Annotated in this window: 24 protein-coding genes, 1 tRNA gene and 1 riboswitch; of the genes, 8 read left to right on the forward strand and 17 right to left on the reverse strand. The window is 67.6% G+C overall.

The window, feature by feature from the left end:
- Positions 1-219: 219 nt before the first annotated feature.
- Genes BLT60_RS00210 through hemP form a run of 4 tightly spaced genes read right to left on the reverse strand, consistent with a single transcriptional unit; the run spans position 220 to position 3333 of the window.
- Positions 220-993, reverse strand: a complete 774-nt coding sequence (locus BLT60_RS00210) for a heme ABC transporter ATP-binding protein (protein ID WP_090874212.1) — start codon at positions 991-993, stop codon at positions 220-222.
- Between the two features lie 4 nt (positions 994-997).
- Complete coding sequence (locus tag BLT60_RS00215) at positions 998-2074, reverse strand: FecCD family ABC transporter permease (RefSeq protein WP_090874213.1); 1077 nt, start codon at positions 2072-2074, stop codon at positions 998-1000.
- Between the two features lie 16 nt (positions 2075-2090).
- The gene (locus BLT60_RS00220; protein ID WP_244521090.1) at positions 2091-2990 is read right to left on the reverse strand and encodes a heme/hemin ABC transporter substrate-binding protein; all 900 of its coding nucleotides are present in this window, start codon (positions 2988-2990) and stop codon (positions 2091-2093) included.
- A gap of 40 nt (positions 2991-3030) precedes the next feature.
- The gene (gene hemP / locus BLT60_RS24970; protein WP_342028567.1) at positions 3031-3333 is read right to left on the reverse strand and encodes a hemin uptake protein HemP; all 303 of its coding nucleotides are present in this window, start codon (positions 3331-3333) and stop codon (positions 3031-3033) included.
- Between the two features lie 64 nt (positions 3334-3397).
- Between hemP and BLT60_RS00230 the strand changes: the two genes are divergently transcribed.
- Entirely contained in the window at positions 3398-4402 is a 1005-nt protein-coding gene (locus tag BLT60_RS00230) for an energy transducer TonB (RefSeq protein ID WP_175478216.1), read from the forward strand.
- 72 nt (positions 4403-4474) lie between these two features.
- On the opposite strand, the gene BLT60_RS00235 is transcribed toward BLT60_RS00230, so the two are convergent.
- The 3 genes from BLT60_RS00235 to BLT60_RS00245 all read right to left on the reverse strand — a co-directional run bounded on the left by BLT60_RS00235 (position 4475) and on the right by BLT60_RS00245 (position 6184).
- A tRNA-Glu gene (locus BLT60_RS00235) sits at positions 4475-4549 on the reverse strand.
- 74 nt (positions 4550-4623) lie between these two features.
- On the reverse strand, positions 4624-5733 hold the full coding sequence (locus BLT60_RS00240) for an AI-2E family transporter (protein WP_175478217.1): 1110 nt from the start codon (positions 5731-5733) through the stop codon (positions 4624-4626).
- A gap of 79 nt (positions 5734-5812) precedes the next feature.
- On the reverse strand, positions 5813-6184 hold the full coding sequence (locus BLT60_RS00245; protein ID WP_090874218.1) for a hypothetical protein: 372 nt from the start codon (positions 6182-6184) through the stop codon (positions 5813-5815).
- Here BLT60_RS00245 and BLT60_RS00250 point away from each other — a divergent pair.
- Both BLT60_RS00250 and rpoH read left to right on the forward strand, forming a co-directional pair.
- Positions 6183-7190, forward strand: a complete 1008-nt coding sequence (locus BLT60_RS00250; protein ID WP_090874219.1) for an RluA family pseudouridine synthase — start codon at positions 6183-6185, stop codon at positions 7188-7190. The two genes, BLT60_RS00245 and BLT60_RS00250, sit on opposite strands and share 2 nt — an antisense overlap.
- 140 nt (positions 7191-7330) lie before the next feature.
- Entirely contained in the window at positions 7331-8236 is a 906-nt protein-coding gene (gene rpoH / locus BLT60_RS00255; RefSeq protein ID WP_090874220.1) for an RNA polymerase sigma factor RpoH, read from the forward strand.
- A gap of 134 nt (positions 8237-8370) precedes the next feature.
- Here the strand turns inward: rpoH and BLT60_RS00260 are convergent, their stop codons facing one another.
- Complete coding sequence (locus tag BLT60_RS00260) at positions 8371-9333, reverse strand: LysR family transcriptional regulator (RefSeq protein ID WP_090874221.1); 963 nt, start codon at positions 9331-9333, stop codon at positions 8371-8373.
- Between the two features lie 118 nt (positions 9334-9451).
- Here BLT60_RS00260 and BLT60_RS00265 point away from each other — a divergent pair, with 118 nt between their 5' ends.
- From BLT60_RS00265 to BLT60_RS00280, 4 genes are all read left to right on the forward strand, one after another.
- Positions 9452-10342, forward strand: a complete 891-nt coding sequence (locus BLT60_RS00265; RefSeq protein WP_090874222.1) for an NmrA/HSCARG family protein — start codon at positions 9452-9454, stop codon at positions 10340-10342.
- Positions 10343-10445: 103 nt separating this feature from the next.
- A complete protein-coding gene (locus BLT60_RS00270; protein ID WP_090874882.1) occupies positions 10446-11027 on the forward strand; it encodes a peroxiredoxin-like family protein in 582 nt (193 codons plus the stop codon).
- Between the two features lie 112 nt (positions 11028-11139).
- On the forward strand, positions 11140-11922 hold the full coding sequence (locus tag BLT60_RS00275; protein ID WP_090874223.1) for an SDR family oxidoreductase: 783 nt from the start codon (positions 11140-11142) through the stop codon (positions 11920-11922).
- A gap of 79 nt (positions 11923-12001) precedes the next feature.
- Positions 12002-12724 (forward strand): carbonic anhydrase, encoded by a 723-nt coding sequence (locus tag BLT60_RS00280; RefSeq protein ID WP_090874224.1) that lies wholly within the window; start codon positions 12002-12004, stop codon positions 12722-12724.
- Positions 12725-12809: 85 nt separating this feature from the next.
- On the opposite strand, the gene BLT60_RS00285 is transcribed toward BLT60_RS00280, so the two are convergent.
- The 4 genes from BLT60_RS00285 to BLT60_RS00300 form a co-directional block, all read right to left on the reverse strand.
- Entirely contained in the window at positions 12810-13748 is a 939-nt protein-coding gene (locus BLT60_RS00285; RefSeq protein WP_090874883.1) for an ABC transporter substrate-binding protein, read from the reverse strand.
- Between the two features lie 11 nt (positions 13749-13759).
- Positions 13760-14503, reverse strand: coding sequence for an ABC transporter permease (locus BLT60_RS00290; protein WP_090874225.1), 744 nt, complete (start codon positions 14501-14503; stop codon positions 13760-13762).
- A gap of 106 nt (positions 14504-14609) precedes the next feature.
- A riboswitch (TPP riboswitch) is annotated at positions 14610-14714 on the reverse strand.
- A gap of 68 nt (positions 14715-14782) precedes the next feature.
- Entirely contained in the window at positions 14783-16534 is a 1752-nt protein-coding gene (locus tag BLT60_RS00295) for a hypothetical protein (protein WP_090874226.1), read from the reverse strand.
- Positions 16535-16574: 40 nt separating this feature from the next.
- On the reverse strand, positions 16575-17867 hold the full coding sequence (locus tag BLT60_RS00300) for an adenylosuccinate synthase (RefSeq protein WP_090874227.1): 1293 nt from the start codon (positions 17865-17867) through the stop codon (positions 16575-16577).
- A gap of 231 nt (positions 17868-18098) precedes the next feature.
- On the opposite strand from BLT60_RS00300, the gene BLT60_RS00305 reads away from it, so the two are divergent.
- On the forward strand, positions 18099-19025 hold the full coding sequence (locus tag BLT60_RS00305; RefSeq protein WP_342028549.1) for a DMT family transporter: 927 nt from the start codon (positions 18099-18101) through the stop codon (positions 19023-19025).
- A gap of 252 nt (positions 19026-19277) precedes the next feature.
- Here the strand turns inward: BLT60_RS00305 and serA are convergent, their stop codons facing one another.
- The 5 genes from serA to BLT60_RS00325 form a co-directional block, all read right to left on the reverse strand.
- Positions 19278-20867 (reverse strand): phosphoglycerate dehydrogenase, encoded by a 1590-nt coding sequence (serA, locus tag BLT60_RS00310; protein WP_090874229.1) that lies wholly within the window; start codon positions 20865-20867, stop codon positions 19278-19280.
- A 187-nt stretch (positions 20868-21054) separates the two neighbouring features.
- Positions 21055-22245 (reverse strand): phosphoserine transaminase, encoded by a 1191-nt coding sequence (locus tag BLT60_RS00315; RefSeq protein WP_090874230.1) that lies wholly within the window; start codon positions 22243-22245, stop codon positions 21055-21057.
- Between the two features lie 341 nt (positions 22246-22586).
- Positions 22587-22727, reverse strand: a complete 141-nt coding sequence (locus BLT60_RS24245) for a hypothetical protein (protein WP_175478218.1) — start codon at positions 22725-22727, stop codon at positions 22587-22589.
- Positions 22728-22928: 201 nt separating this feature from the next.
- Positions 22929-23951 carry a YHYH protein gene (locus tag BLT60_RS00320; protein WP_090874231.1) on the reverse strand — a complete coding sequence of 341 codons (1023 nt, stop codon included), beginning with the start codon at positions 23949-23951 and terminating at the stop codon, positions 22929-22931.
- 232 nt (positions 23952-24183) lie between these two features.
- Positions 24184-24414 carry a hypothetical protein gene (locus tag BLT60_RS00325; protein ID WP_090874232.1) on the reverse strand — a complete coding sequence of 77 codons (231 nt, stop codon included), beginning with the start codon at positions 24412-24414 and terminating at the stop codon, positions 24184-24186.
- Between the last annotated feature and the right edge of the window lie 25 nt (positions 24415-24439).

Raw genomic sequence — 24439 nt, forward strand, 5'->3', positions numbered from 1 at the left:
ACAGGACGCGGCAGAACGCTCGACGCGGGAAACCCCGCGCTACGGGCAATCTGCTGTTACGGATTCGGTTGGCTGGGTGGACCGACGAAACGGTCCGGGACCTGGCTGATGCGCGGCTATTCGGCTCGCGTGTGGCGGCATATTAGCCAGGGCCGCACTTGAGTCAATCGAAAAACGTTAACAAAATCAATATTATAGTAGTTCTAAACAGGAGGCGTATCAGCCAGCGACCGGAAGCACGAAAACCCGTGCGGACGCCTGGTTGACCCTGAGGTCGACGCCATAGACTTGCGTCAGCAGGCGGTCGGTGATCACCGCCTCGGGCGTCCCCTCCGCCACCACCCGGCCGCCATCGAGGGCGACGATGGTGTCCGCCACCTGGGCCGCGAGGTTGAGATCGTGGAGGACCGCCAGCACGCCGCCACCGGCCCTGGCATGCCGCCGGGCGATGTCGAGCAGGAGGAGCTGGTGCGCCAGATCGAGACCGGTCGTCGGCTCGTCGAGGAAGAGGTATCGGGCGCGGCCGTCGGCGGGCGTCGCCTTCAACTGCACCAGCACCCGGGCGAGATGGACCCGCTGCTGCTCGCCGCCGGACAGCGTCGTGCAGTCGCGACCCGCCGCGTCGGCGAGACCGACGACCTCCAACCCCCAGGCGACAAGGGCCGCCGGCGGCTCTGCCACGCCATGCCGCGGCAGCCCCATCCGCACCACGTCCTCGACCCGGAAGCCGAAGGCGAGGCCGGTCGATTGCGACAGCACCGAACGGATCCCGGCGAGTTCGGCGGGACGCCACGCGGCGAGGTCGCGGCCATGCAGCAGGACCCGCCCGCGCGACGGCGGCAGGCCGCCGGCCATGATCCGCAGCAGCGTCGACTTGCCGGCGCCGTTCGGCCCGACCAGCACCGTGACCGTGCCGGGCGGCAGCGCCAGCGAGACACCGTCGAGAATGGTCTTGCCGCCGGCCCGGCGGGATATGTCCTCGGCCACATACATCGGCTCAGCCCGTGATTCGCAAGCGCCGCATCAGCAGCCACAGCATCATCGGCGCGCCGACCGCCGAGGTGACGATGCCGAGCGGCAATTCGGCCGGCGCGGCGACCGTGCGGGCGAAGACATCGGCGACGGTGAGGAGCGCCGCGCCGGCGAGCGCCGATACGGGAAGCAGCAGCCGGTGCGATGGCCCGAGCGACAGCCGCACCAGGTGCGGCACGGTGAGCCCGAAGAAGGCGATGACGCCGCTGACCGCGACCGCGCCGCCGACTCCGACCGCGACCGCCAGCACCGCAAGCCGCTTGGTCCGCTCGACGGCGATCCCGGCATAGGCGGCATCGGCCTCGCCAAGCGCCAGCGTGTCGAGCCCGCGCGCCAGCGCCGGCGCGCCGAGCACCAGTGCCGCCGCGAAGGGCAGGACGAGCATCACCTTGTCCCACGTCGCCCCGCCAAGGCTTCCCAGCATCCAGAAGGTGAAGTCGCGCAGTTGCTGGTCGCTCGACACGAAGACCAGCAGCCCGGTCATCGCGCCGGTGAACCCGGTGAGCGCGATACCGGCGAGCAGCACCGTCACCACCGATGTGTGGCCGTCGCGGGTGGCGACGAGCTGGAGGATGCCGGTCATCGCCAGCCCACCGAGGAAAGCGGAGAGCGGCAGGCCGAGTTCGGCCCAGCCGCCGAGCGTTGCCGCAAGCGACGCGCCGAAGACGATCCACAGGGCGGCGGCCAGCGCGGCCCCGGCCGAGACCCCGATGACGCCGGGATCGCCCAGCGGATTGCGGAGCAGGCCCTGCATCACCGCACCGGCGACGGCGGTCGCCGAGCCGACCAGTGCGGCCAGCGCGGTGCGCGGCAGGCGGATGTCGAAGAGGATCACCGCGTCGCGGAGATCCGTCGCCGTATCGCCCTGGACGCCACCGAAGAGCATCGCCAGTACCCGGTCGGGCGCAATGCCGACCGGCCCGACGCCGAGCGACACCAGCGCCGCGACGACCGCGATACCGGCGGTGCAGGCAATCGCAAGCCCGAACCGCCCCGGCAGTAATCCGGGCGGTCGCGCACCAACTGCCGCTGTATCGGTCATGCCGGCCCGGCTTGCGCTAGTCGCGCCCGGCCGCGTCGGCCGTCCATGGCCGCTCGGGCAGCGCGGGCAGCGCCAGTTCGGGATAGAGCGCGGCGGCGAGATCGCGGACCGCATGAGCGGTGCGCGGACCGAAATTCAGCAGGTAGCTGCCGCTCACCCGGATGAGCCGCCCGTCCCGCGCCGCGGGCGTGCCGGCAAAGGCCGGCGCGGCCAGCACGACATCGTCGCTCAGGCCGTGGGTCTGGTCCGCCATCAGCACGACCGCGTCCGGCGCGGCAGCGACCCCGGCCTCGTCGCTGACCGGCTTGTAGCCCTGCATGCCGGCCAGCGCGTTGTCGATGCGCGCCAGCGCGAAGACGTCGGCGGCGGCGGTATCGCTTCCGGCGGCGAGCGGCGCGCCGCCGTTCAGCCCGAGCACGAAGACCGCCCGTCGCCGCGCATCGACCTCGGCGAGCATCGCCGCGACCGTGGCGAGATCCGCTGAGACGGCGGAGGCGAGCGCCGCGCCCTTGTCCGGAACGCCGACCGTGTCGGCGATCAGCCGGATGGTGTCGGCAACCTCGCCGGCGGTGCCCGGCTTGGGAACGCGGACGAAGGCAACCGAAGCCGATTCGAGAACCGCGATCGTTTCCGGCGGGCCGGCATCCTCGATGGCGAGGATCAGGGTCGGCGCCAGTGCCAGCACGCCCTCGGCGGACAGCGCGCGCATGTAGCCGACCTTCGGCTTCTCGGCGGCGCGTTCGGGAAAATCGCTGGTCAGGTCGACGCCGACGACGCTGTCCTCGAGCCCCAGCGCATAGAGCACTTCGGTGACGGTGCCGCCGATCGCCACGATCCGCGAGGCATCGGCCGCGACGGGCGCTCGCGGCGCGATTTCGGCGGCAAGCGCGGGTGCAATGAGCGCAACCATAAGCATGGCAGCTCCGCCAAATACATGTCGACACATGACTTCGTTCCTACTTCGTCAGGATAAGCTTGTTGAGGCCGGTCAATCGCAGGCGATACGTCTGATTTCCGTGACGGATACGGATTTCACGATCTTTCTGGAATAGTTCTTGACTGTCCACGACACCATCGGAAACGCAAACAACGTGCCGCTTGCCCCGTCGCTCATCATCTTGAGTCATTTTTACTGACGGCTCTTTCATTACACTTATTCTAATTCCAATAAAGACTCGAATATGCGGAATCAGTGCATCGCACGCACGATACGTTATTGCAATACACTCAATTTCATCATACGCATTCGTAAAATACATTGTAGTTACTGTAAAACCGGCGGATGGACGCGCTCCACCGCTCCCAAATGGCCGTGCCCCCTTCGTGCGTTCCGACAAGCCGCTATCGTTCTTTCGTCCCGCCGTGTCCCGGGTCCTGCCGCGATGGATGGCGGACGGCGCCGGGACCTGGTGGCGACACCAATGGCTGTCCTCCGGCCTGCTGTCGCTGGCGGTCCATGTCGTCCTGATCGCCGCCGCGACCTTCACGCTGGGCAGTACGGAGCGGACGGCCGGGGAGGGCGACGACCTGGTCTTCATCGAGGGGATTCCGGTGACGCTGGTCGAGTCGGTCCCGTCGCTGCCGAGCCTCGCCTCCGACGGCGAGGCAGACGCCGATGAACCGCCCGAGGAATCGGTGGAACCTCCCGAACCGCCGACCGAGGCGGAACCGGAACCGGTCGATCCACCGCCGGACGAAGCGGAGCCGCCCGAGCCCGCCCCCCTCGATACCGAACCGCCGGTTCCTGACGAGCCGACCGATCCTCCGGACCCCGACGAGCCCGCACCAGCCGATGCGGCGGAACCGGAGGCCGAACCCGACGTCGATCCGACCGTGATGCCTGCGCCGCCGCAACCGCGCGCCCGGCCGCCTCGACCAACCCCGCCGGTCGAGACGGCCGCGCGAGCCGTCGAACCGCCGTGGGAGCCCCCTGCAGCGAAAAAGCCGCGACCGCCCAAGCGGGCATCCGCCCCGTCCGACGCGGGCGCGGCGAGCAGCGGCGCCGGCGGTGGCGGCCAGGGCCTCGGCCAGGGCGATCCCCAGGCGAGCCGCTATCGCAGCCAGGTCGCGGCGAAGCTGATGGCCAACCGCTTCTACCCGAACGGCGCGCGTCGCGACCGCCTCGAGGGGACCGCTACCGTCGCCTTCATGATCGACCGCAGGGGCCGGGCCGGCGATATCGCGGTGGTGCGGTCAAGCGGCTCGGAAATTCTGGACGAAGCGGCGCGATCGATGGTCCGCCGCGCCGAGCCCTTCCCCCCGCCGCCGGCATCGCTCGGCGACTCCGTCGCGATCCGCGCACCGCTCCGCTTCGAGATGCCGCGATAGGCGTCGTCGGCCAATCATCGGCGCAGCGATAGCGCGGGCGCTTCGCAAGAAGATCATGGGTGATGGGGAGACTGGTACTCCCTAGGGGAATCGAACCCCTGTTTCTGCCGTGAGAGGGCAGCGTCCTAACCGCTAGACGAAGGGAGCAGCACCAGTGGGGCAGTTTATAGTCATCGGCCGGCCCCACTTCAAGCCGTGTCTTGCATCTCCCTTGCGCGCCCCTAGGGCAGAGGATCGACCGGCTGCTCCTCCTCCGGTGGCTCGCCCGGCTCGGCGCGGAACCACTCCCGGATCAGGTCATAGGCGACGGCGAGGATCACCGGCCCGAGGAAGACGCCAATCAGCCCCCAGGCGACCAGACCGCCCAGCACGCCGACGAAGATCAGCAGCCCCGGCAGTTCGGCATCGCGTCCGGCCAGGATCGGCCGTGACAGGTTTTCCACCGGATAGACGACGAGCATTCCCCACAGGACGATGAAGATCGCCCAGCCGAGCTCGTTCTGGGCCAACAGCCACAGCGCCACCGGGATCCACACAAGCGGCGCGCCGACCTGGACGAGTGCTGCGAAGAAGGTCAGCCCGCCGAGCAGCAGCCAGGCCGGAACCCCGGCGATCAGGTAGGCGACGGCCGCGACCATGGCTTCCGCGACGGCGCTGCCGACAACCCCGCGCACGGTGCTGCGCGTCGTGCGCACCCCGCGCTCGAGCAGCGTCGTGCCGAGGTCGCCGCCGGCGCGGTGGAAGAAGGTCGAAGCGAAGGAGGATAGCCGGTCGCGGTTGGCGAGGAAGACCCCGCCGAGGACGACGCCGAGCGCGATCTCGAACATGAACAGGCCGACATTCTCGACCTCCTTCAGCCCCCAGACCAGCCATTCCTGGATGTCGGCGCTGAAATGGGCGACGTAGGTCTTGCCCTCGGACGCGATCAGTTCCCAGTTGCGGCTCAGGAAGTCGCCGATCCATGGCAGCGTCTTGATGCTCTGCGGCGCCGTCTCGACGCCGCTGGTCGAGGCCGCGTCGACCCAGGCGATCAGCCCCGGCGTATAGGCGATGATGCCGCGGGTCAGCCCGATCGCCGGCACCACCAGCACGAGGACGAGGAAGATGCTGGTCAGCGTCGCGGCCAGCTTGCGCCTGGCCGGCATCTTTCGCAGCACCCAGGCATGCAGGGGTGCCGCGGCGATCGCCAACACGATCGCCCACAGGATCGCCGGAATGAAGGGCTGCAGCGTCAGGTAGGTCGCGAACAGCAGGAAGCCGGCGACGATCGCCGCCAGGGCGCCGTCGAATGTCGTCGGGATCGGCCCGCCCTGTCCGCGTTTGCGCTGCACCCTGGCTTGCCCCCCGCGCGCCTGTCCGTCGTGATGGCCGAAGTCATACCGCATTCGCGCGGTCGCCAGAACCCCGCGGTCAGTCGGCCGTCACCCGCAACCGGCCGACGACTGTCATCGCCGGCATCTCGAAGATGACGACGCTGGTCCCGTCGTCGTCCGCATAGGTCAGCGACAGGCGGTTGCCGTCCATCGCCGAGGAGACGATTCGCGCCCCCGGCGCCAACCCGAGGCCGGACAGCGAGACGGTCGGCGTTGCCGCGTCCTTTGGCAGCGCCGCCGATCCACCTGGATCCGTGATAACAATGCGGTACACGATCCCGGCGAGGACGGCGAGAAGGCCGATTCCCAGGGTCAGCCCGGCGATCAGCATCAGCCGGCGCAACCGCTCCTGAACCCGCGCGACGGCGGGATCGAGCGGCTTTTCTTCTTCGTCGTGTGGGTCAGCCATGTCAGCCGGTGCGTTCGAGTCGAAAATCGAGGTTGTCGTGGACGAGGCCGATGCCGGCGCCCGCCTTGACGCATGGCTGGCCGGCGCGGTCGCCGATCTGTCGCGCAGCCGCGCCAAGGCCTTGATCGTTTCGGGAATGGTGTCGGTCGGCGGCGCGACGATAGAGGAGCCGAAAAGGCCGGTCAAACCGGGCGAGACGGTCATCGTCACCGTGCCGCCACCGGAGCCGGCGATTCCCGCCGGCGAGGCGATCGCCCTCGACATCGTCTACCAGGACGACGATCTGATCGTAATCGACAAGCCGCCGGGCATGGTGGTTCACCCCGGCGCCGGCAACCACTCCGGCACCCTGGTCAACGCACTGATCCGCCATTGCGGCGACAGCCTGTCCGGCATCGGCGGCGTCGCCCGGCCGGGCATCGTCCACCGTCTCGACAAGGATACCAGCGGGCTTCTGGTGGTCGCCAAGAACGACCGCACCCACCAGGGCCTCGCCGCGCAATTCGCCGATCATGGCCGCGAGGGCCCGCTCGAGCGGGCCTATATGGCGCTCTGCTGGGGCGTGCCGGAGCGAACGAAGGGGATCATCGACGCCGCCATCGGTCGGTCCAACCAGAACCGCGAGAAGATGGAGATCAAGCGCACGGGCGGCCGCCACGCGATCACCCATTTTGCGGTTGCCGAGCGATATGGCGCGGCCGGCAAGCCGCCGATCGCCTCGCTGATCGAGTGCCGGCTGGAGACCGGCCGCACCCACCAGATCCGCGTTCACCTCGCCTCGATCGCCCATCCGGTGATCGGCGACCGGGGCTACGGCGCGGGCTTCGCCACCAAGGCGGCACGACTGCCCGAACCCGCACGAAGTGTGGTTTCCGCCTTCCCGCGCCAGGCGCTGCACGCCTTCCGGCTCGGCTTCGAACACCCCGCCACACATGAGGCGCTGCATTTCGAGCGACCGCCGCCAGCCGACATGATCGCTTTAACCGATGCGCTCAAGTCATTGTGAACAAAATGTAATCTCGATCGCCGCAAAGAGGGCGTTTTTTCGAGCGAGCATCATACCTATATGAGCTATTTGCCGTGGCCTGCTGGAGGCACGGCGACTGTTCCCGCCGGACATGCCGGGGGAGAAAGGGGCGCCAGATCATGGCCCGTACAAGTCTGCCTGTTATCGCGAGCGGCGAATCCGGCCTCTCGCACTACCTGACCGAAATCCGCAAGTTCCCGATGCTGGCTCCCGACGAGGAGTTCATGCTCGCCAAGAGCTACAAGGAACATGGGGATCGCGACGCCGCGCATCAATTGGTGACCAGCCATCTCCGGCTCGTCGCCAAGATCGCCATGGGCTATCGCGGCTACGGTCTGCCGATCGGCGAAGTCATCTCCGAGGGCAATGTCGGCCTCATGCAGGCGGTGAAGCGGTTCGAACCCGACAAGGGCTTCCGCCTCGCCACCTATGCCATGTGGTGGATCAAGGCCTCGATCCAGGAATACATCCTGCGCTCGTGGAGCCTGGTCAAGATGGGCACCACCGCCAACCAGAAGCGGCTGTTCTTCAACCTGCGCAAGGTCAAGGGCCAGATCAGCGCCATCGACGATGGCGACCTGCGGCCGGACCAGGTCAAGGAGATCTCCGAGAAGCTCGGCGTGCCCGAGGACGACGTTATCTCGATGAACCGCCGGCTCGGCGGCGACGCGTCGCTGAACGCGCCGCTGCGTACCGAGGACGATGGCGGCGGACAGTGGCAGGACTGGCTGGTCGACAAGAGCCCCGGCCAGGAAGAGCTCTACGCCGAGAGCGAGGAACTCGACAGCCGGCGCGCCCTGCTCAAGGACGCGATGGACGTCCTCAACGACCGCGAGCGCCGAATCTTCGAGGCGCGGCGTCTGTCGGAGGATCCGATCACGCTGGAAGAGCTCTCCACCGAGTTCGGCGTGTCACGCGAGCGCGTGCGCCAGATCGAGGTGCGGGCCTTCGAGAAGGTCCAGAAGGCCGTCAAGAAGGGCGCCAAGGAACTCGAGCGCCCCCGCGCCGAGATCGAGGCCGCCTAGCTTCGGCACGACGCGATCGCTCACCCGCTCTCGGGCGGGTGACGAGACAACGATCGGGCGACCGCCTGTCTCGGAAGAGACGACGGTCGCCCTTGTTGTATCCGGCTCATGTCACCGCTTCCCGCCGGCGCCGTTCAGGGTCGCCGCGTCAGCGACACGTCGGCCGCTTCCGCTCCATCGGCGGGCGGCGGCCCCTCCGGTGACATCGCGCCGGTCGCCCGCAGCCACCCCGTCCGCTCCGCCAAGAAGTCGACGAAGGTGGTCACCGCAACCGGCATGTGGCGATTACTCGGATAGACGGCGTAGAGGCCGCCATGCGGCGGCTCGTAGGCCTCGAGCACGGTGCGAAGCCGGCCCTGCCGGATCTCCAGCCCGGCAAGCGGCGACGGGATCAGCGCCACGCCAAGGCCGGCAGCGGCGGCCCGAATGGCGAACTGCACCGTGTTGACGGCGATGCGGCCCCGGACCGCGATGGTTTCCGGCCCCTCGGCGCCCCGAATCAGCCACGTCGCCCCCTCGATCGTGCGCCCGAAGACGATGCAGTCGTGCCGGGCGAGATCGGCCGGCGCCTCTGGAACGCCGCGCGTCGCGAGATAATCCGGGCTGGCGACGAACGCCCGCCGCGACGGCGCCAGCTTGCGCGCCACCAAGCTTGAATCGGCGAGCTGGCCGGCGCGGATCGCCACGTCGATCCCCTCCTCGACCAGGTTGAGCGCATGGTCGGTCAGCACGACCTCCATGCTGACCTTCGGATAGAGCGCCATGAAATCGGTGACCGTGTCGGCGAGGAAGCCGGTATCGGCCGGGCCCGAGATGCGGATGGTGCCGCTCGGCTCCTCCTGCATCTCGGCCGTGCGCCGGTTGGCCTGGTCGACCGCGGCCATCGCCACGCTGCATTCCTCGAAATAGCGCCGCCCGGCATCGGTCAGGCTGAGCGAGCGGGTTGTCCGCTGCAACAGCCGGATACCGACCGCATCCTCCAGCCGCGCCACCCGGCGGCTGACCGTCGTCTTCGGCAGGCCGAGGCCGCGCGCCGCCGCAGTGAAGCTCCCCGTCTCCGCCACCTTCAGGAAAATCGGAATGTCGTTGAGATCCACGCAGCGATCCTATTGTAGCTGAAAACGGAACAGTAATTTCCAATTATAGCCGCTAGTGGGTCAATTGGCGATGACCTAGATCACGGTCTCCAGACACAACCCAGCGGAGTTCACGATCATGACCAGCCAGCTCACCGTCTTCGTTACCGGCGCCACCGGCCAGCAGGGCGGCGCCGTCGCCCGCGCCCTTCTCACCCGCGGCCACAAGGTCCGCGCCCTCACCCGCAACCCCGCCGGCGATGCCGCCAGGGCGCTCGCCGCCGCCGGCGTCGACGTCCGCGAAGGCGACTTCAACGACCCCGCCACCCTCACCGCCGCCGCCACCGGCGTCGACACCGCCTTCCTGATGAGCACGTCCTTCGAGGTCGGCAGTGCCGGCGAGGCCACACAGGGCAAGGCCGCCGTGGATGCGCTCAAGGCCGCCGGCGTCGGCCACGTCGTCTTCTCGTCGGTCGCCTCGGCCGACAAGCAGACCGGCATCCCGCATTTCGAGAGCAAATACGCTGTCGAGCAGCACCTCGCCGCAAGCGGCCTCGACTACACGATCAGCGCGCCGGTCTGGTTCATGGACAACCTCGTCGCCGCGTGGATGGTCGACGCGCTGCGTGACGGCAATGTCGCCATCGCCCTCGACAAGACCAAGCCGCTGCAGCAGGTCGCGGTCGAGGATATCGGCGCCTTCGTCGCCACCCTCGTCGAGAAGCGCGAGGCGGTGTTCGGCAAGCGCTATGACATTGCCGGCGACGAGCTGACAGGCGATCAGTTGACCGAGGCTCTGTCCGCCGCCACCGGCCGGGCCTTCAACTACTTCGACGTCCCGCTCGACATGGTGCGCCAGCAGAGCGAGGACTTCGCCATCATGTTCGAATGGTTCGGCAAGGTCGGCTACTCGGCCGACATCGATGCCCTGCGACGTGATTTCCCCGAGGTGAAGTGGCATCGCTTCGCCGACTGGGCGAAAGCCTACGACTGGAGCGTCCTCGGCAAGGATGCCACGAAGGCCGCCTGACGACCGTCGGTTCACGCCGAAGTGACGCCCGGGGCGGTTCCCATCGCCGCCCCGGGCCTCTATGTCGCTAACTTCGACCGCCTTGGCCCCGAAGGGAACCGACATGACTGATCTCGTACCGCTCATCCCGCGCCAGCCCGTCCCGGCGCTGTCGGTCCCGCTGGTTGGCGGCGGTGACTGGACGCTGGCCGAGCAGACGCCGGCGCATTTCACCCTCCTCAACTTCTATCGCGGCGCCCATTGCCCGCAATGCCGCAACCAGCTTCAGGAGCTGAACCGCAAGGCCGGCGATTTCGCCGAGCGCGGCGTCGGCATCCTGGCGCTTTCCTGCGACCCGAAGGACCGCGCCGAGCAGAGCAAGGCGGACTGGGAACTCGGCGACATCGCCATCGGCTACGACCTGCCGCTCGAAGAGGCTCGCCGCTGGGGCCTCTACATGTCGACCGGCCGCGGCATGACCTCGATCGGCATCGAGGAGCCGGCGCTGTTTTCCGAGCCCGGCGTCTTCCTCGTCCGGCCCGACGGCACCCTCTACGCCGCCATCGTCCAGACCATGCCTTTCGTGCGGATGCACTTCGCCCCGCTGATCGCTGCGCTCGATACGGCGATCATCGCCAAGGACTACCCGGCCCGCGGCCAGGTCGCCGACCTTGGAAAGGCGATGGCCGACCAATCGGCCGGCTGAACCGACGCGAAACGAGGCCGGGCGCACAACCCGGCCTTTTTTTGGTTTTCGTCGCCGTCCCCGACCGCTAAACGTTGCGCCCTGATCAAATCATCGAAAGCGGGGAGCAATCATGTCGGACGAATTTGCCGGTCTCAAGGGAACGGTCGGACTGGTCACGGGAGCGGCGAAGGGTATCGGCGAAGGCGTCGCCCGCAAGCTGCACGGCGCCGGAATGAAGCTGGCGCTGGCCGATGTCGACGGCGACGGCCTCAAGGCAATGGCCGGTGAACTCGGCGGCGACGTCCTGACCTTCCCGCTCGACGTTACCGATGGCGCCGCGGTCGAGGCCTGCGTCGCGGAAACCGAGGACAAGCTCGGCCCGATCGATCGCCTGGCCCATGTCGTCGGCATCCAGCGCTTCGGACCGATCGCCGAACTCAGCGACGAGGATTTCGACGCGACCTTCAACGTCAACGTCCGCGCCGCCTTCCTGGTCGCCCGCGCCGTCTCGAAGCGGATGCTGCCGCGCAAGCGCGGATCGATCGTCGCCGTCGCCTCGACGGCCGCCCGCACGCCGCGCATCGGCCAGGGCGCCTATTGCGCCTCCAAGGCGGCGGTCGCCCAGATGATGTGCGTCCTGGGCCTCGAAATGGCGCCGCACGACATCCGCGTCAATTGCGTCTCCCCCGGCGTCACCGAGACCGGCATGGTCCAGCGCCTGATGGCGACGATGGAAACGCCCGAGGTGGTGATCAAGGGCAGCCTCGACGGGTTCCGCGTCGGCGTACCGATTGGCCGGCTGGCGCGTTCGGAGGAGATCGCGGACGCGGTCGCCTACCTGCTGTCGGATCGTTCGAGCTACCTGACCATGCAGGACATCGTCGTCGACGGCGGTGGCGCACTCGGCGCCTAAATGCAATTTCGTCTGCGATCTTAATCTGTTCATAGTCGATTTGCGGGCAATCTGCCCGCTCCATCATCGGAGGAAACCCATGTGCGAGAAATGCGTTGCCAGCGGACTTAGCCGCAGAAACCTGATTCGCGGGGGCGGAGCCGCCCTTGCCCTGGCCGCGACGGCCGGATTCGACATGTCTTCCGCCCCCGCCCACGCGGAGGAAGCGATGCCGGTCTCGCCGGAGGAGGCGCTGCAGCGCCTGATCGAAGGCAATGCCCGTTACGTCGCCAACAAGCCGATCAATACGGACTTCTCGGTCAACCGCAGCAAGCGGTCCGCCGGCCAGGCCCCGTTCGCGGCGATCGTCAGCTGCGCCGACTCGCGGGTCGCGCCGGAGCTGATCTTCGATCAGGGACCGGGCGACCTGTTCGTTGTCCGGGTTGCCGGCAACTTCATCAACGAGGATGGCCTGGCCAGTCTCGAATTCGGAACCGCGGTTCTCGGCCTCAAGCTGATCGTCGTCCTCGGCCATACGGCCTGCGGCGCGGTCGTCGCCACGATCGACGTCATCGAGAATGGCACCGAACTTCCGGGTCACCTTCCGAGCCTGGCCAACGCGCTCAAGCCGGCCGTCGAATCTGCAATGGCTGCCAAGCCCGACGATCTGCTCGCTGCGGCCACCATGGAGAATGCCAAGCTCAACGCCGCCTATGCGGCTTCCGCCGGCCCGATCCTTTCGGACCTGAAGACCTCCGGCAAGCTCGGCACGGCGGCCGCCGTCTACGACCTCGACACCGGCAAGGTCGAGTTCGCCTCCTAGCGGCCCTTACGCCTGTCCGCCGCTATCGGCGGGCGCGCACGCAGATCGGCGATTGCCCCACCGGGCAATCGCCTTTTTTCTGGCGCTAGCGCGGCGCCACCGCGTAGCCGTCGACCGGCAGCACCTCGTCGATCAGGCCATGCGACATGAGGAATTCGGCGAACCGCTCGTAGCGCCCGGCGTCGAAGGCGGCCGGCCGCTTGGCGAAGCGCGGCAGCGTCAGGTCGAAGGCGCGAAGGTTCAGTTCGTCGTTGAGATCGGCGTTCGACGCCATGAAGATGTCGCGCGCCTCCTCCGGATGGTTGGTGAGGAAGATCGTCGCCTCCTCGATCGCCGCGATGAAGCGACCGAGCATTGGATCATCGCGCCGGTCCGACTTGGCGACGAAGATCAACTCGTCATAGATCGGCACGCCGTGCTCTTCCGGGAAGAAGGCGACGCCGGGCTTGCCCTCGATATCGAGCTGCGTCAGTTCGAAATTGCGGTAGCCGTCCATCGCCGCATCGACCTGTCCGGAAAGCAGCGCGCTGACCAGGTTGAAGTTGACGTTGACCAGTTCGACATCGTCGGCGGTCAGCCCGACCGACTTCAGCAACTCGGCCAGATAGGCGGTCTGGATGCTGGCGATCGAATAGCCGACCTTCTTGCCCTTGAGATCGGCCAACGACTTGACCGGCCCGTCCTTCAGCACGATCAGCGCATTGAGCGGCGTCTCGATCAGCGTGCCGAAGCGGACCAGCGGCAGCCCTTCGTTGAGATGCAGCATCAGGTCGGGCTGGTAGGTGATCGCGATGTCGGCCTGGCCGGCGGCGACCAGTCGCGGCGGCGCGCTCGGGTCGGCCGGCGCGATCAGTTCGACGTCGAGGCCGTGGCGTTCGAAATATCCCTCCTCCTGCGCGATGATCAGCGGCGCATGGTCCGGATTGACGAACCAGTCGAGCAGCACGGTCACCTTGTCCTGGGCGACGGCCGGACTGGCGAAAAGCGCCATGGCGACAAGGGCAGCGGAGCATTTGCGAAGCATTTTCATTCCCATCATTCGGTTTCCGGGACCCAGGGGGTCAGGTTGCGGGTGGAAAGATCGACGACGGCGCGCAACAGCACCGACATCGCGGCGAGAAGAAACAGGCAGGCGAACATCACCGCCGTCTGCGAGCGGGCATTGGCCTGCAGCATCGCGTAGCCAAGCCCCGACGAGGCGCCGACCCACTCGCCGATCAGCGCGCCGATCGGCGCATAGACGGCGGCGAGCCGCACCCCGGTGACCAGCGCCGGCAGCGCCGAGGGGATCCTGAGCAGCGTCACCTGCTGGACGTGGCTGGCGCCGTAGAGCCGGCCGATGTCGAGAAGATTTCCGTCGGTCCGGGCAAGGCCGTCGTTGAAGGCCGAGGCGACGGGAAAGAAGATGGCGATGGTCGCCATGACGATCTTCGAGGCGAGCCCGAAGCCGAACCACAGCACCAGCAGCGGCGCAATGGCGAAGACCGGCAGCGCCTGGCTCACCACCATCATCGGCAGGAGCATCCGCTTGGTCTGGGGGATGAAGCTCATCAGCAGCGCCAGCATGACGCCGAGCGCGGTGCCGGCGATCAGCCCGATCACCGTCTCGGTCGCCGTGGTCACGGCATCGACCTGCCACAGGCTCGGCCGGTCGCGCAGCGCCTCGAAGACGCTGAGCGGCGACGGCAGCATGAAGGACGGCGGCGAGAAGACGACGATGATCGCTTGCCAGACCACGACAAGGCCGAGCGCGACGAAGAAGGCGCGGACGACGATCATCGCCCGCTGCCATGGTCGGAACTGTCGGAAATTGTCTCCGCCGCGAACGTCATCGACCGTAGAACCGCCTCTCCCAAAGCGATCCGGTCATGCAAAACGAGGGCGTCGGAGATACCCGTTCCGTTCCTTCGCCGGCATGACCCGGATCAGGTTCGAAGGGTTCGGCCTTCAGGCCATCTCAGCTCGCGAACGAGCACCCCTCGGAACAAGTCATCAGCATTGCAGGCGGCGCGCCAAAGGGCAAGCCGCTTGGTCGGGAGGCAGCTATACGCTGCGCGGTCAGCCGGTTCCCCAGGCCGCGAACGCTTCCTCGAAGACGCGTTCGCCGGGGGTTCCCTTCTCGAAGGTCAGGATCGCCCGTTGCCCGGTACCGTAGACGAAGGGCAAGTCGATCCAGTTGCGGGCCCGAAGCAGCGCGACGTTGGAGGCAATATCGTTCTGGTTGGCCGAAAGCGCCACCCAGAAGAAACCGTCCGCAACCTTCGCCGCTGCGCCGACCAGCGGCTGGCCGCGCTCTTCCTCGCTCGACTTCATCACCACCCGTGGCACTTCGGTGATGTCCTGACCGGGGAAGCTGGCCGGCGTATCGACCGTCACCTCGATCAGGTGGCTGGCCGGCAGGGTTTCGTCCGAGTTCTTGTGGAACGAGAAGCGCACCGACATGTCGCGCTCCGGCACGTCCAGCCGGGCCTCGACTTCCGGACCGTTCGGCCCGTCGTTGATGAACCGCCAGGTGACGGCCGCGTTGATCGCGGTAACGCCGGCGCCGTCGCCCGCATCGCCGACCGGCTCCTCGTAGAGGATCGCCTTCTGGGCAACGAGCGGATCGCCCGCGGCGGGAGCCGCCGGTGCCTGCGGAACCGAATCGGCGGCGGGCGCCGCCGCCATCGCCGGTGCCGTATCTTCCCGCGCCCCGACGGTGCGGACATCCGCGGCCGGCGCATCGCCGGCAAGCAGCCGGTCGTCGTTCTTGCCGGAATCCGCAGCCGGGACTGCCGGTTCGGACGGCGCTTCGCTGATCGCCGGCGGAGTGCTCGATTCGAAGGAGGCCAGCAGATCCGTAAGAACGGCCCGCTGCGACCAGCCGAGCGCACCCAGTCCGCCGACCACGCCGATGATCAGGATCGCGAGGATGAGCCCCGGCAACCGCGAGCGGCGTGGCTTGGCGTCTTCGTCGAAATCCGGTTCGGGCGCCTCGGCCTCCGGATTGCCGCGGCCGCGGCGCTTCTTCTGGGTGAAGGCGAGCCGGTCGCGGCTGTCGACCTGCGGTCCGGGCTGCGCACGCAGCACGGGCGCCGGCTCGGCGTCGCCGGCTTCATCCCATTCCTGGTCGTATTCGGGAGCAATCGACGGCTCCGGATTGCGGGTCTCGGCCGGGACCGAGGCCGGCAGCCGGTATCCGCTTGCCGGAACGTATTCCTCCGACGGATCGTATCGCTCGAACTGGGCAGGCTCGTCCTGCGGCTCGGGCGGCGGTGGTGGCGGAGGCGGCGTCCGACGCACGGGTTCGCGCGCCGCCGGCCGCTGTTCGTCGGCAGGCCTGCCGGGCCGCTTGAGATCGGGCGCGGTCGCGCTGTGACGTGCGGCCGCGACGCGGGCGGTGACGCGGGAGCGCTCCGCCGGTTCGCGGCCAGCGGCATCGCCGCGCATGCCGGCTTCCTGGATCGCCCGCCGGAAGACATCCTGCGGGTTCGACTGGCCCTCGCCGCGCGGCGCCTCGCTGCGCGGGGTCGGCGACGGTGCCGGGCGCGCGGCGATCGGCGGCGCCGCATATTGCGGCGGCGGTCGCGGTGGCGCCTGAGGGGGCGGCGACCCGAGTCCGGCGGCGCTTTCGCGCTCGACGCGACGAATCGCTTCCTCGAGTTCGAGTCGCTGCCGCGAAATCTCGGCGGTCGTCAGCGGCGGATCGACAGCCTTGAGCTGACCGATCAACGCGTTGCGCGCCTTGTCATAGACGGTCCGGCGCGCGTCCGACAGCTTCGGATCGATTCCGGAAATCGCTCTCTTCAGTACAGTATAGTATTCGGCCATGTGTTCGCCCTGCCGACAGGGCCCTCTTGTCGTGCGATCCCTAGCCCTGGAAAGGATCGTGAACCAGAATTGTATCCTCACGCTCGGGGCTTGTCGAAAGTAAGGCCACCGGCGCACCAATCAGTTCTTCGACATGGCGGACGTATTTGATCGCCTGAGCCGGCAAATCGTTCCACGTCCGCGCGCCGGCAGTCGAATCCTGCCAGCCGTCCATCGTCTCGTAAATCGGCTCGACCCGAGCCTGAGCATCCTCGACCGCGGGGAAGTAATCGATCTCCTCGCCGTCGAGGCGATATCCCACTGCAATCTTGATGGTTTCAAGGCCATCAAGCACATCGAGTTTGGTCAGGGCAATGCCGTCAATCCCCGACGTCTGGATGCTCTGGCGCACCAGCGTCGCGTCGAACCAGCCGCAGCGTCGCTTGCGGCCGGTGACGGTGCCGAATTCGTGGCCGCGCCGGCCAAGAAATTCACCGGCTTCGCCATGGTCCTCGCTCGGGAAAGGCCCCTCGCCGACCCGGGTGGTGTAGGCCTTGGTGATTCCCAGCACGTAGTCGATCGCCCCGGGCCCGAGGCCAGATCCGGTCGCCGCCTGCCCCGCCCCGGTATTGGACGAGGTGACATAGGGATAGGTGCCCTGGTCGATGTCGAGCAGGATGCCCTGCGCGCCTTCGAACAGGATCCGCTTGCCCTCGCGACGCGCCTCGGCGAGCAACCGCCAGCTCGATGCGACATACGGCAGGATGCGCGGCGCCACAGCCAGGAGGTCTGCGAGCACGGTCGCCGGATCGATCTCGGCGAGCCCGAGGCCGCGCCGCAGCGGATTGTGGTGCGTCAGCAGCCGGTCGATGCGCAATTCGAGGGTCTTGCGATTGGCGAGGTCCATCACCCGGATCGCGCGACGGCCGACCTTGTCCTCATAGGCCGGGCCGATGCCCCGCCCGGTGGTGCCGATGCGCGTGCCGGTATTCGCGGTTTCCCGCGCAACGTCGAGTTCCTGGTGCAGCGGCAGGATCATCGCCGCATTCTCTGCGATTCGCAGGTTGTCCGGCGAGATCGCGACCCCCTGCCCGGTCAGCCGGTCGATCTCGGCGATCAGCGCGATCGGGTCGACGACGACGCCGTTGCCGATGATCGACATCTTGCCCGGCCGCACGACGCCGGAGGGTAGCAGGCTGAGCTTGTAGCTGACGCCGTCGATGACCAGCGTGTGGCCGGCATTGTGACCGCCCTGGAAGCGGACGATGAAATCGGCCCGCTCCGACAACCAGTCGACGATCTTTCCCTTGCCTTCGTCGCCCCACTGCGAGCCGACAACCACCACATTGGCCATTTAGATGACGATCCCCCGTCTCGAACGCGCAATAAACTGCCTGCCCCGGCCCCGGCCGGTCCCGGCGGGCGCACTATAGACACGCGAATCGCTCGCGGCGACTGCTTAGGTCGCCCGCACCAAACGATTCGCACTTTAATCAAAGCATAGCCGATCCGCCCGCCGGCCGCGCTTTACTCCGACGGCGGCCCGTCGTAGTCGGGGCGCCGGAAACGCCAGGAGACTGATCACGTGGATGCCAGCCCTGCCCGCGGCCGGTCCATGCTGGACCGTCCCTACCTTCTCCTGTCGCTCGCCATGCTGTTCTGGTCGATCAACATCATCCTCGGCCGGTTCATTGCCGGCACGGTTCCGCCGGCGACACTGGCGCAGATCCGCTGGGGTGGGGCGGCGCTGATTCTCCTGCCGATCGGCTGGCGTCACCTGCGCCACGACTGGCCGACGATCCGCGCCCACCTGCCGATGCTGATCGTCCTCAGCCTGACCGGCGTCACCCTCTACAACACCATGGCCTATACCGGCCTCAACTATACCCAGGCGCTGAACGCGCTGCTGATGCAGTCGAGCGGGCCGCTGCTGGTCGGCCTGTGGTCGCTGATCCTGTTTCGCGACCGCCTGACCCGAGCCCAGTTGATCGGCATCCTCATCTCGCTGGTCGGCGTGCTGGTCATCGTCACCCAGGGGCGTCTCGACATCCTGCTCCACCTGTCGCTCAATGTCGGCGACATCTGGCTGGTCGCCGCGATGGCGGTCTACGCGATCTACACCGTCCTGCTCAGGAAGCGGCCGGCGATCCACTTCCTGTCCTTCCTCACCTTCATCATCGCCGCCGGCGCGGTGATGATGATCCCGCTCTTCCTGATGGAATACGGCGCCGGCTACCGAATGGACCCGACGCCGGCGGCCTTCGGCGTCATCCTCTACGTCATCCTCTTCCCGTCGATCCTGTCCTATTTCTTCTTCAACCGCGGCGTCGAGCTGATCGGCGCCAACCGCGCCGGCCAGTTCTTCCACCTCATCCCGGTCTTCGGATCGGTAAGCGCCATCCTGTTCCTCGGCGAGCGCCCCGAGTGGTTCCACGGCGTCGGCTACGCCCTGATCATCGCCGGCATCGTCACCGCCCAGCGCACCTGGGGCCGGGCGACGCCGCCACCGTAGACGACGGGTTGCGAGGTTAGACTGTCATCCCCGGCAAGGCCCGAAGGGCCGAGGGAAGGGGATCCAGTAACCGATGCGGCAGGGCGTTTTGGCGCGGCGACCAACGACGGGGACGGCCGCGAAGGCCGTGCCCACAAATCGACAGCCATCGTTTACTGGATCCCCTTCCCTCGGGCTTCGCCCTCGCCGGGGATGACAGAAGGGAAGACCGAGGTGCGCGCCTCGAAGCGCGCACCACCCCTCACCCGTCGATCAGAAGCGCAGGCGCTTGGCCTGCACCACGCCCTCGAGCGCCATCACCTTGTCGAGCACCGCGTCGTCGATCGGGCCGTCGACCTCGATCAGCGCGATGGCCTCCTCGCCGACCGCGGCACGGCCGAGGTTGAAGGTGGCGATGTTGACCTCCTCGGCGCCGAGCAGCGTGCCGAGACGACCGATGAAGCCGGGCTTGTCGCGGTTGGTGATGTAGAGCATGTGCGGGCCGAAGCTCGCCTCCATGCTGATCCCCTTGATCTGGATCAGCCGCGCCTTGCCGTCGGAGAAGACGGTGCCGGCGACCGAACGCTCCTGGCGCTCCGTCCGCACGGTGAGGCGGATATAGGTCTCGAAGATGCCGCGCTGGGACTGGCGCACCTCGTCGACGGCGATGCCGCGGCCCTGCGCCACCACCGGCGCGTTGACCATGTTGACCTCGGTCAGGATCGGCCGCAGCAGGCCGGCCAGCAGCGCCGAGGTCAGCGCCTTGGTGTTCATCTCGGCGACCTCGCCGGCATATTCGATGGTGATGCCGCGCAGGGTCGACTCGGTGAGCTGCCCGGCGAAGGAGCCGAGGTCCTCGGCCAACCGGACGAAGGGCGTCAGCCGCACCGCCTCTTCCGCCGAGATCGACGGCATGTTGAGCGCGTTGGTCACCGCGCCGTCGAGCAGGTAGTCGGACATCTGCTCGGCGACCTGCACCGCGACATTCTCCTGCGCCTCGGTGGTCGAGGCGCCGAGATGCGGCGTGCAGACGACGTTGGGCAGGCCGAAGAGCGGGCTCGACTCGGCCGGCTCGGTGACGAAGACGTCGAAGCCGGCGCCGGCCACCTTGCCGTCCTTGATCCCGGCGGCGAGGTCTTCCTCGACCACCAGCCCGCCACGGGCGCAGTTGATGACGCGCACGCCCTTCTTCATCTTGGCGATCGCCGCCGCGTCGATGATGTTGCGGGTGTTGTCGGTCAGCGGCGTATGCAGGGTGATGAAGTCGGCCCGGCGCAGCAGCTCGTCGAGGTCGACCTTGTCGACGCCGAGTTGCACCGCCCGCTCGTCGGACAGGAAGGGATCGAAGGCGACCACCTTCATCCGGAGGCCGATCGCCCGCTCGGCGACGATCGAGCCGATGTTGCCGCAGCCTATGATTCCGAGCGTCTTGCCGGTGATCTCGACGCCCATGAAGCGGTTCTTCTCCCACTTGCCGGCCTGGGTCGAGGCGTCGGCGGCGGGGATCTGGCGAGCGACCGCGAACATCATCGCGATGGCGTGCTCGGCCGTGGTGATCGAGTTGCCGAAGGGCGTGTTCATGACGATGATGCCGCGCGCCGTCGCCGCCGGCACGTCGACATTGTCGACGCCGATGCCGGCCCGGCCGATCACCTTGAGCCTGGACGCCGCGCCAAGCAGCTTCTCGGTCGCCTTGGTCGCCGAGCGGATGGCGAGCCCGTCATAGTCGCCGATCGCCGCCAGCAGCGCGTCCTTGTCCTTGCCGAGATCGGGCTGGTAGTCGACGTCGATGCCACGGTCCTTGAAGACCTGCACGGCGGTCGGGGAAAGCTTGTCTGAAACCAGTACGCGGGGAGCAGTCATTGATTTTGATTCCCTGGTCGTTTGTGAGCCGTCGTCATGTCCCCTCTCCCGGTCATTCCGGCGAAAGCCGGAATCCATCGCTGACGCGGAACCCTGTCGGCACCGGTGGAGATGGACCCCGGCTTTCGCCGGGGTGACGTGCTGTGGAGGGGCCGCGAGGCTCCTTTGAGGAAGAGCGGCGGGCGGCTCAGGCCGCCTGCTTCAGCGATGCCTTTTCCTGGGCGAAGGCCCAGTCGAGCCATTCGGTCAGGATCGCGAGGTCGGAGGCCTCGACGGTCGCCCCGCCCCAGATCCGCAGATGCGGCGGCGCGTCGCGATGGAAGGCGATGTCATGGGCGACGCCTTCCTTGTCGAGCCGCGATGCGATGGCGCGGACGAAGGCCTCGTGGCCGGCGAGATCGAGCCCGGTCACCTCCGGATCGACGATCCGCATGCAGATCGAGGTGTTCGACCGGGTCGCCGGGTCCTCGGCGAAGAAGTCGACCCAGGGCGTGCGATCCGCCCAGTCGGCCAGCACCTTGTAGTTGGCGTTGGCGCGGCCGATCAGCCCGTCGAGCCCGCCCTCGGCCTTGGCCCAGGTGAGCGCGTCGAGATAGTCCTCGACGCAGAGCATCGACGGCGTGTTGATCGTCTCGCCGATGAAAATGCCCTCGTTGAGCTTGCCGCCCTTGGTCATCCGGAAGAGCTTCGGCAGCGGCCAGGCCGGGACGTAGCTTTCCAGCCGTTCGACGGCGCGCGGGCTGAGGATCAGGATGCCGTGCGCCGCTTCGCCGCCGAGCGCCTTCTGCCAGGAGAAGGTGACGACATCGAGCTTGTCGAAGGGAAGCGGCTGGGCGAAGGCCGCCGAGGTCGCGTCGCAGATCGTCAGCCCCTCGCGGTCGGAGGCGATCCAGTCGCCGTCCGGAACGCGGACGCCGGAGGTCGTGCCGTTCCAGGTGAAGACCACGTCATGGCTGAAATCGACCTGTCCGAGATCGGGCAGCTTGCCGTAATCGGCCTTGATCACCCGCGCATTGTCGAGCTTGAGCTGCTTGACCACGTCGGTGACCCAGCCGAGGCCGAAGCTCTCCCAGGCCAGCACATCGACCGGCCGGGCCCCGAGCATCGACCACAGCGCCATCTCGACGGCGCCGGTATCCGAGGCCGGCACGACGCCGATCCGGTAGTCGGCCGGAACCTCGAGCGCCTCGCGCGTCAGGTCGATGGCCTGCTTGAGCTTGGACTTGCCGATCTTCGACCGGTGCGAACGGCCGAGCGCCGCATCGCGCAGGGCTTCGAGCGACCAGCCAGGTCGCTTGGCGCAGGGTCCGGAAGAGAAGTTGGGATTTGACGGCTTGCACGCAGGCGCAGCCATGCCGTTGGCGGCGGTATCTGTCATTGTAGTCTATCCTCTCAGATAGGAGCCCCTCGTTGGGGAGGGGTGGCCCGCCGCCTTCCTACCCGAACTGACGCGAAGCGCAAGGTCCCCGGCGACGATTCCAACGGCGTGATGCAGGATGCCGCAGGCACGTGCCAGGAAGCGCCCGGGCGGATCAGGCCGCCAGGCTCTTGCAGGATAAAGAGAGGATGATGGGGTGGGCTGGAGGCTGGCTGTCCGTCTGCCGGCCGCGGACGTTGTCCGCCCCCCGCCCCGTGTGGACAAAAAGTCAGCCGTCCTGAATCGATCGGAACGGCTGGACTTTGCTCACGCGCCGCGTCTGGCGGCGGCGGTCGTCGGCCTTACCGGGTGAGCCCGGTCATGCGCCACACCGGCCATGCGGCGCGGGCGAAGGACACCTGGTCCGCGCCATCGATCCGATGCTTGGCATTGGCGTTGGTGTGCTTGCCGGCGCGGTTCGTCTTTTCCGAGGTCATGCTCATGATCTGTGTTCCCTGTCTCGATTTCGGTTGGCCGCTCAATACGCGGCCGGTTCCCGTGTCGCAGTGAACCGGATCACAAGCAGGCGTTGCTCTCGCGACGACGGCAATCGCAAGTGTCAGGAACGGACGGGGAGAGTGGCGGCCGGGTAGCCACCCGGGAGGCGCCCGCCGGCTTCACATGACCGGTGACAGTCGGCCCGCTCAGGGACGCGGCGGGCGCACCGAAGCGTCGCAGGACGCGTCCGCACTGCCGAGCGCGCACCCGGCCTGGGCGGTCAGGCACCCGAGGATCGCATTCGAGCCCGGCGCACCCGCGTGATAATGATACGCGAGCCCCTCGCCCTCATGCCCGTTGCAACTGTCGAGATCGTCGGGCGTCATGCCCGATGCCAGAAGGTGCGGGAAGATCTGGAAGCCATCCATCGCCAGGCCGATCTGCGTGCCATGATCGGCAGCGGACTCGCCGTCGACCGGACCGAAGCTGGCCGGCGCGTCCGGAAGGCAGTCGGTGACGGCATGGTAGTGATAGCCGACATGGGTGTTCACATGGCCGCCGCAGTCGTCGAAGGGCGCGATCGTGTGCGCGGCCAGAATCGCGTCGAGCGGCGCCGGCCCGTCCAGCCGGATGCCGTTATAGGCGATGCCGGACCCGGACATGTTCGTCGGCTGCGGCCGGCTGGCCGCCTGCGGCTCCAGCGGGATGACATAGGTCGTGGTCGCATCGGCCGGCATGTATTCCGGCAGGCACTGGACGCAGTAATTGTTGTAGGCCGCATCGACATCGGGGCGCGCAGCCGCCTCGCAGGCCTCCAGCGTTCCGGTGAACCGGACATCGCCCGTGGCGGGATCGAAGAGCTGCCACTCGGTGTCGCCGTAGAACTCCGCAAGGTTGGCGATGAAGGCGCCATCGACGTCGTAGACGTCGCCGTCCCGCATCCAGATGCCGCCGGCATCCGCACCATCCGCGATGTTTGTCGGACACCAGGGACCCGGCGTGTAGCTCTGGGGATCGGCCTTGACCGTGATCGAGAAGCACGTCGTCTCGGCGCCGCCGGAAAGCGTGCAGTCGACGGTCGTCGGTGCGCCGACCACGTCGGCATCGGCAAAGAAGGCGGCGACCCCGGCGAGGCTGTCATCCGCGGCCTGCGCCAGACCCATCGTCCCAAGCGTCGCCAGGCCGGCGATCAGGAGGCGTTTCGATCCATTGAGAATGCGCTGTGCCATGTCGACCTCTCTTCCCTTGCGCCGCCGATGCGGACGCGAGGCTCCGTTCGCCAATCGTTAGCATCCTAATGACGAGGTTGCAAACGGGAGGCTGCAGGTCAGTCGGCAAACGCACGGGCTGCCGACGGTCGAAGGTCACCACCGCCGGACGACCGGCGGCAGTCTTTCCTTGCAGCGAAGCCCGGCGGCCGGCGTGACCACACGCAGCCGGATCTTCGCGGTGGCCGCAGCCCTAGCGGTGGAGGTAGCCCGCCGGATAGGGCTTGCCGCAGATCCACATGTAAGCGCGGTCGCGCTGGCTCCAGATCATGCAGTTCGGGAAGTCGTTGGGGTTCTGTGTTCCACCGACCCAGCCGCGGCCGGCGCCGATCGAGTTGCTGCTGCCACCGAAGGCCAGGACCGACGGGGCGGCGGCAAGGCCTGCGACGACTGCGAACGCGGCGGCGATGGCAACGGTACGCATCGGATGTCTCATCTGCTTTGATCCC

Source organism: Bauldia litoralis (assembly GCF_900104485.1).
GTDB lineage: Bacteria > Pseudomonadota > Alphaproteobacteria > Rhizobiales > Kaistiaceae > Bauldia > Bauldia litoralis.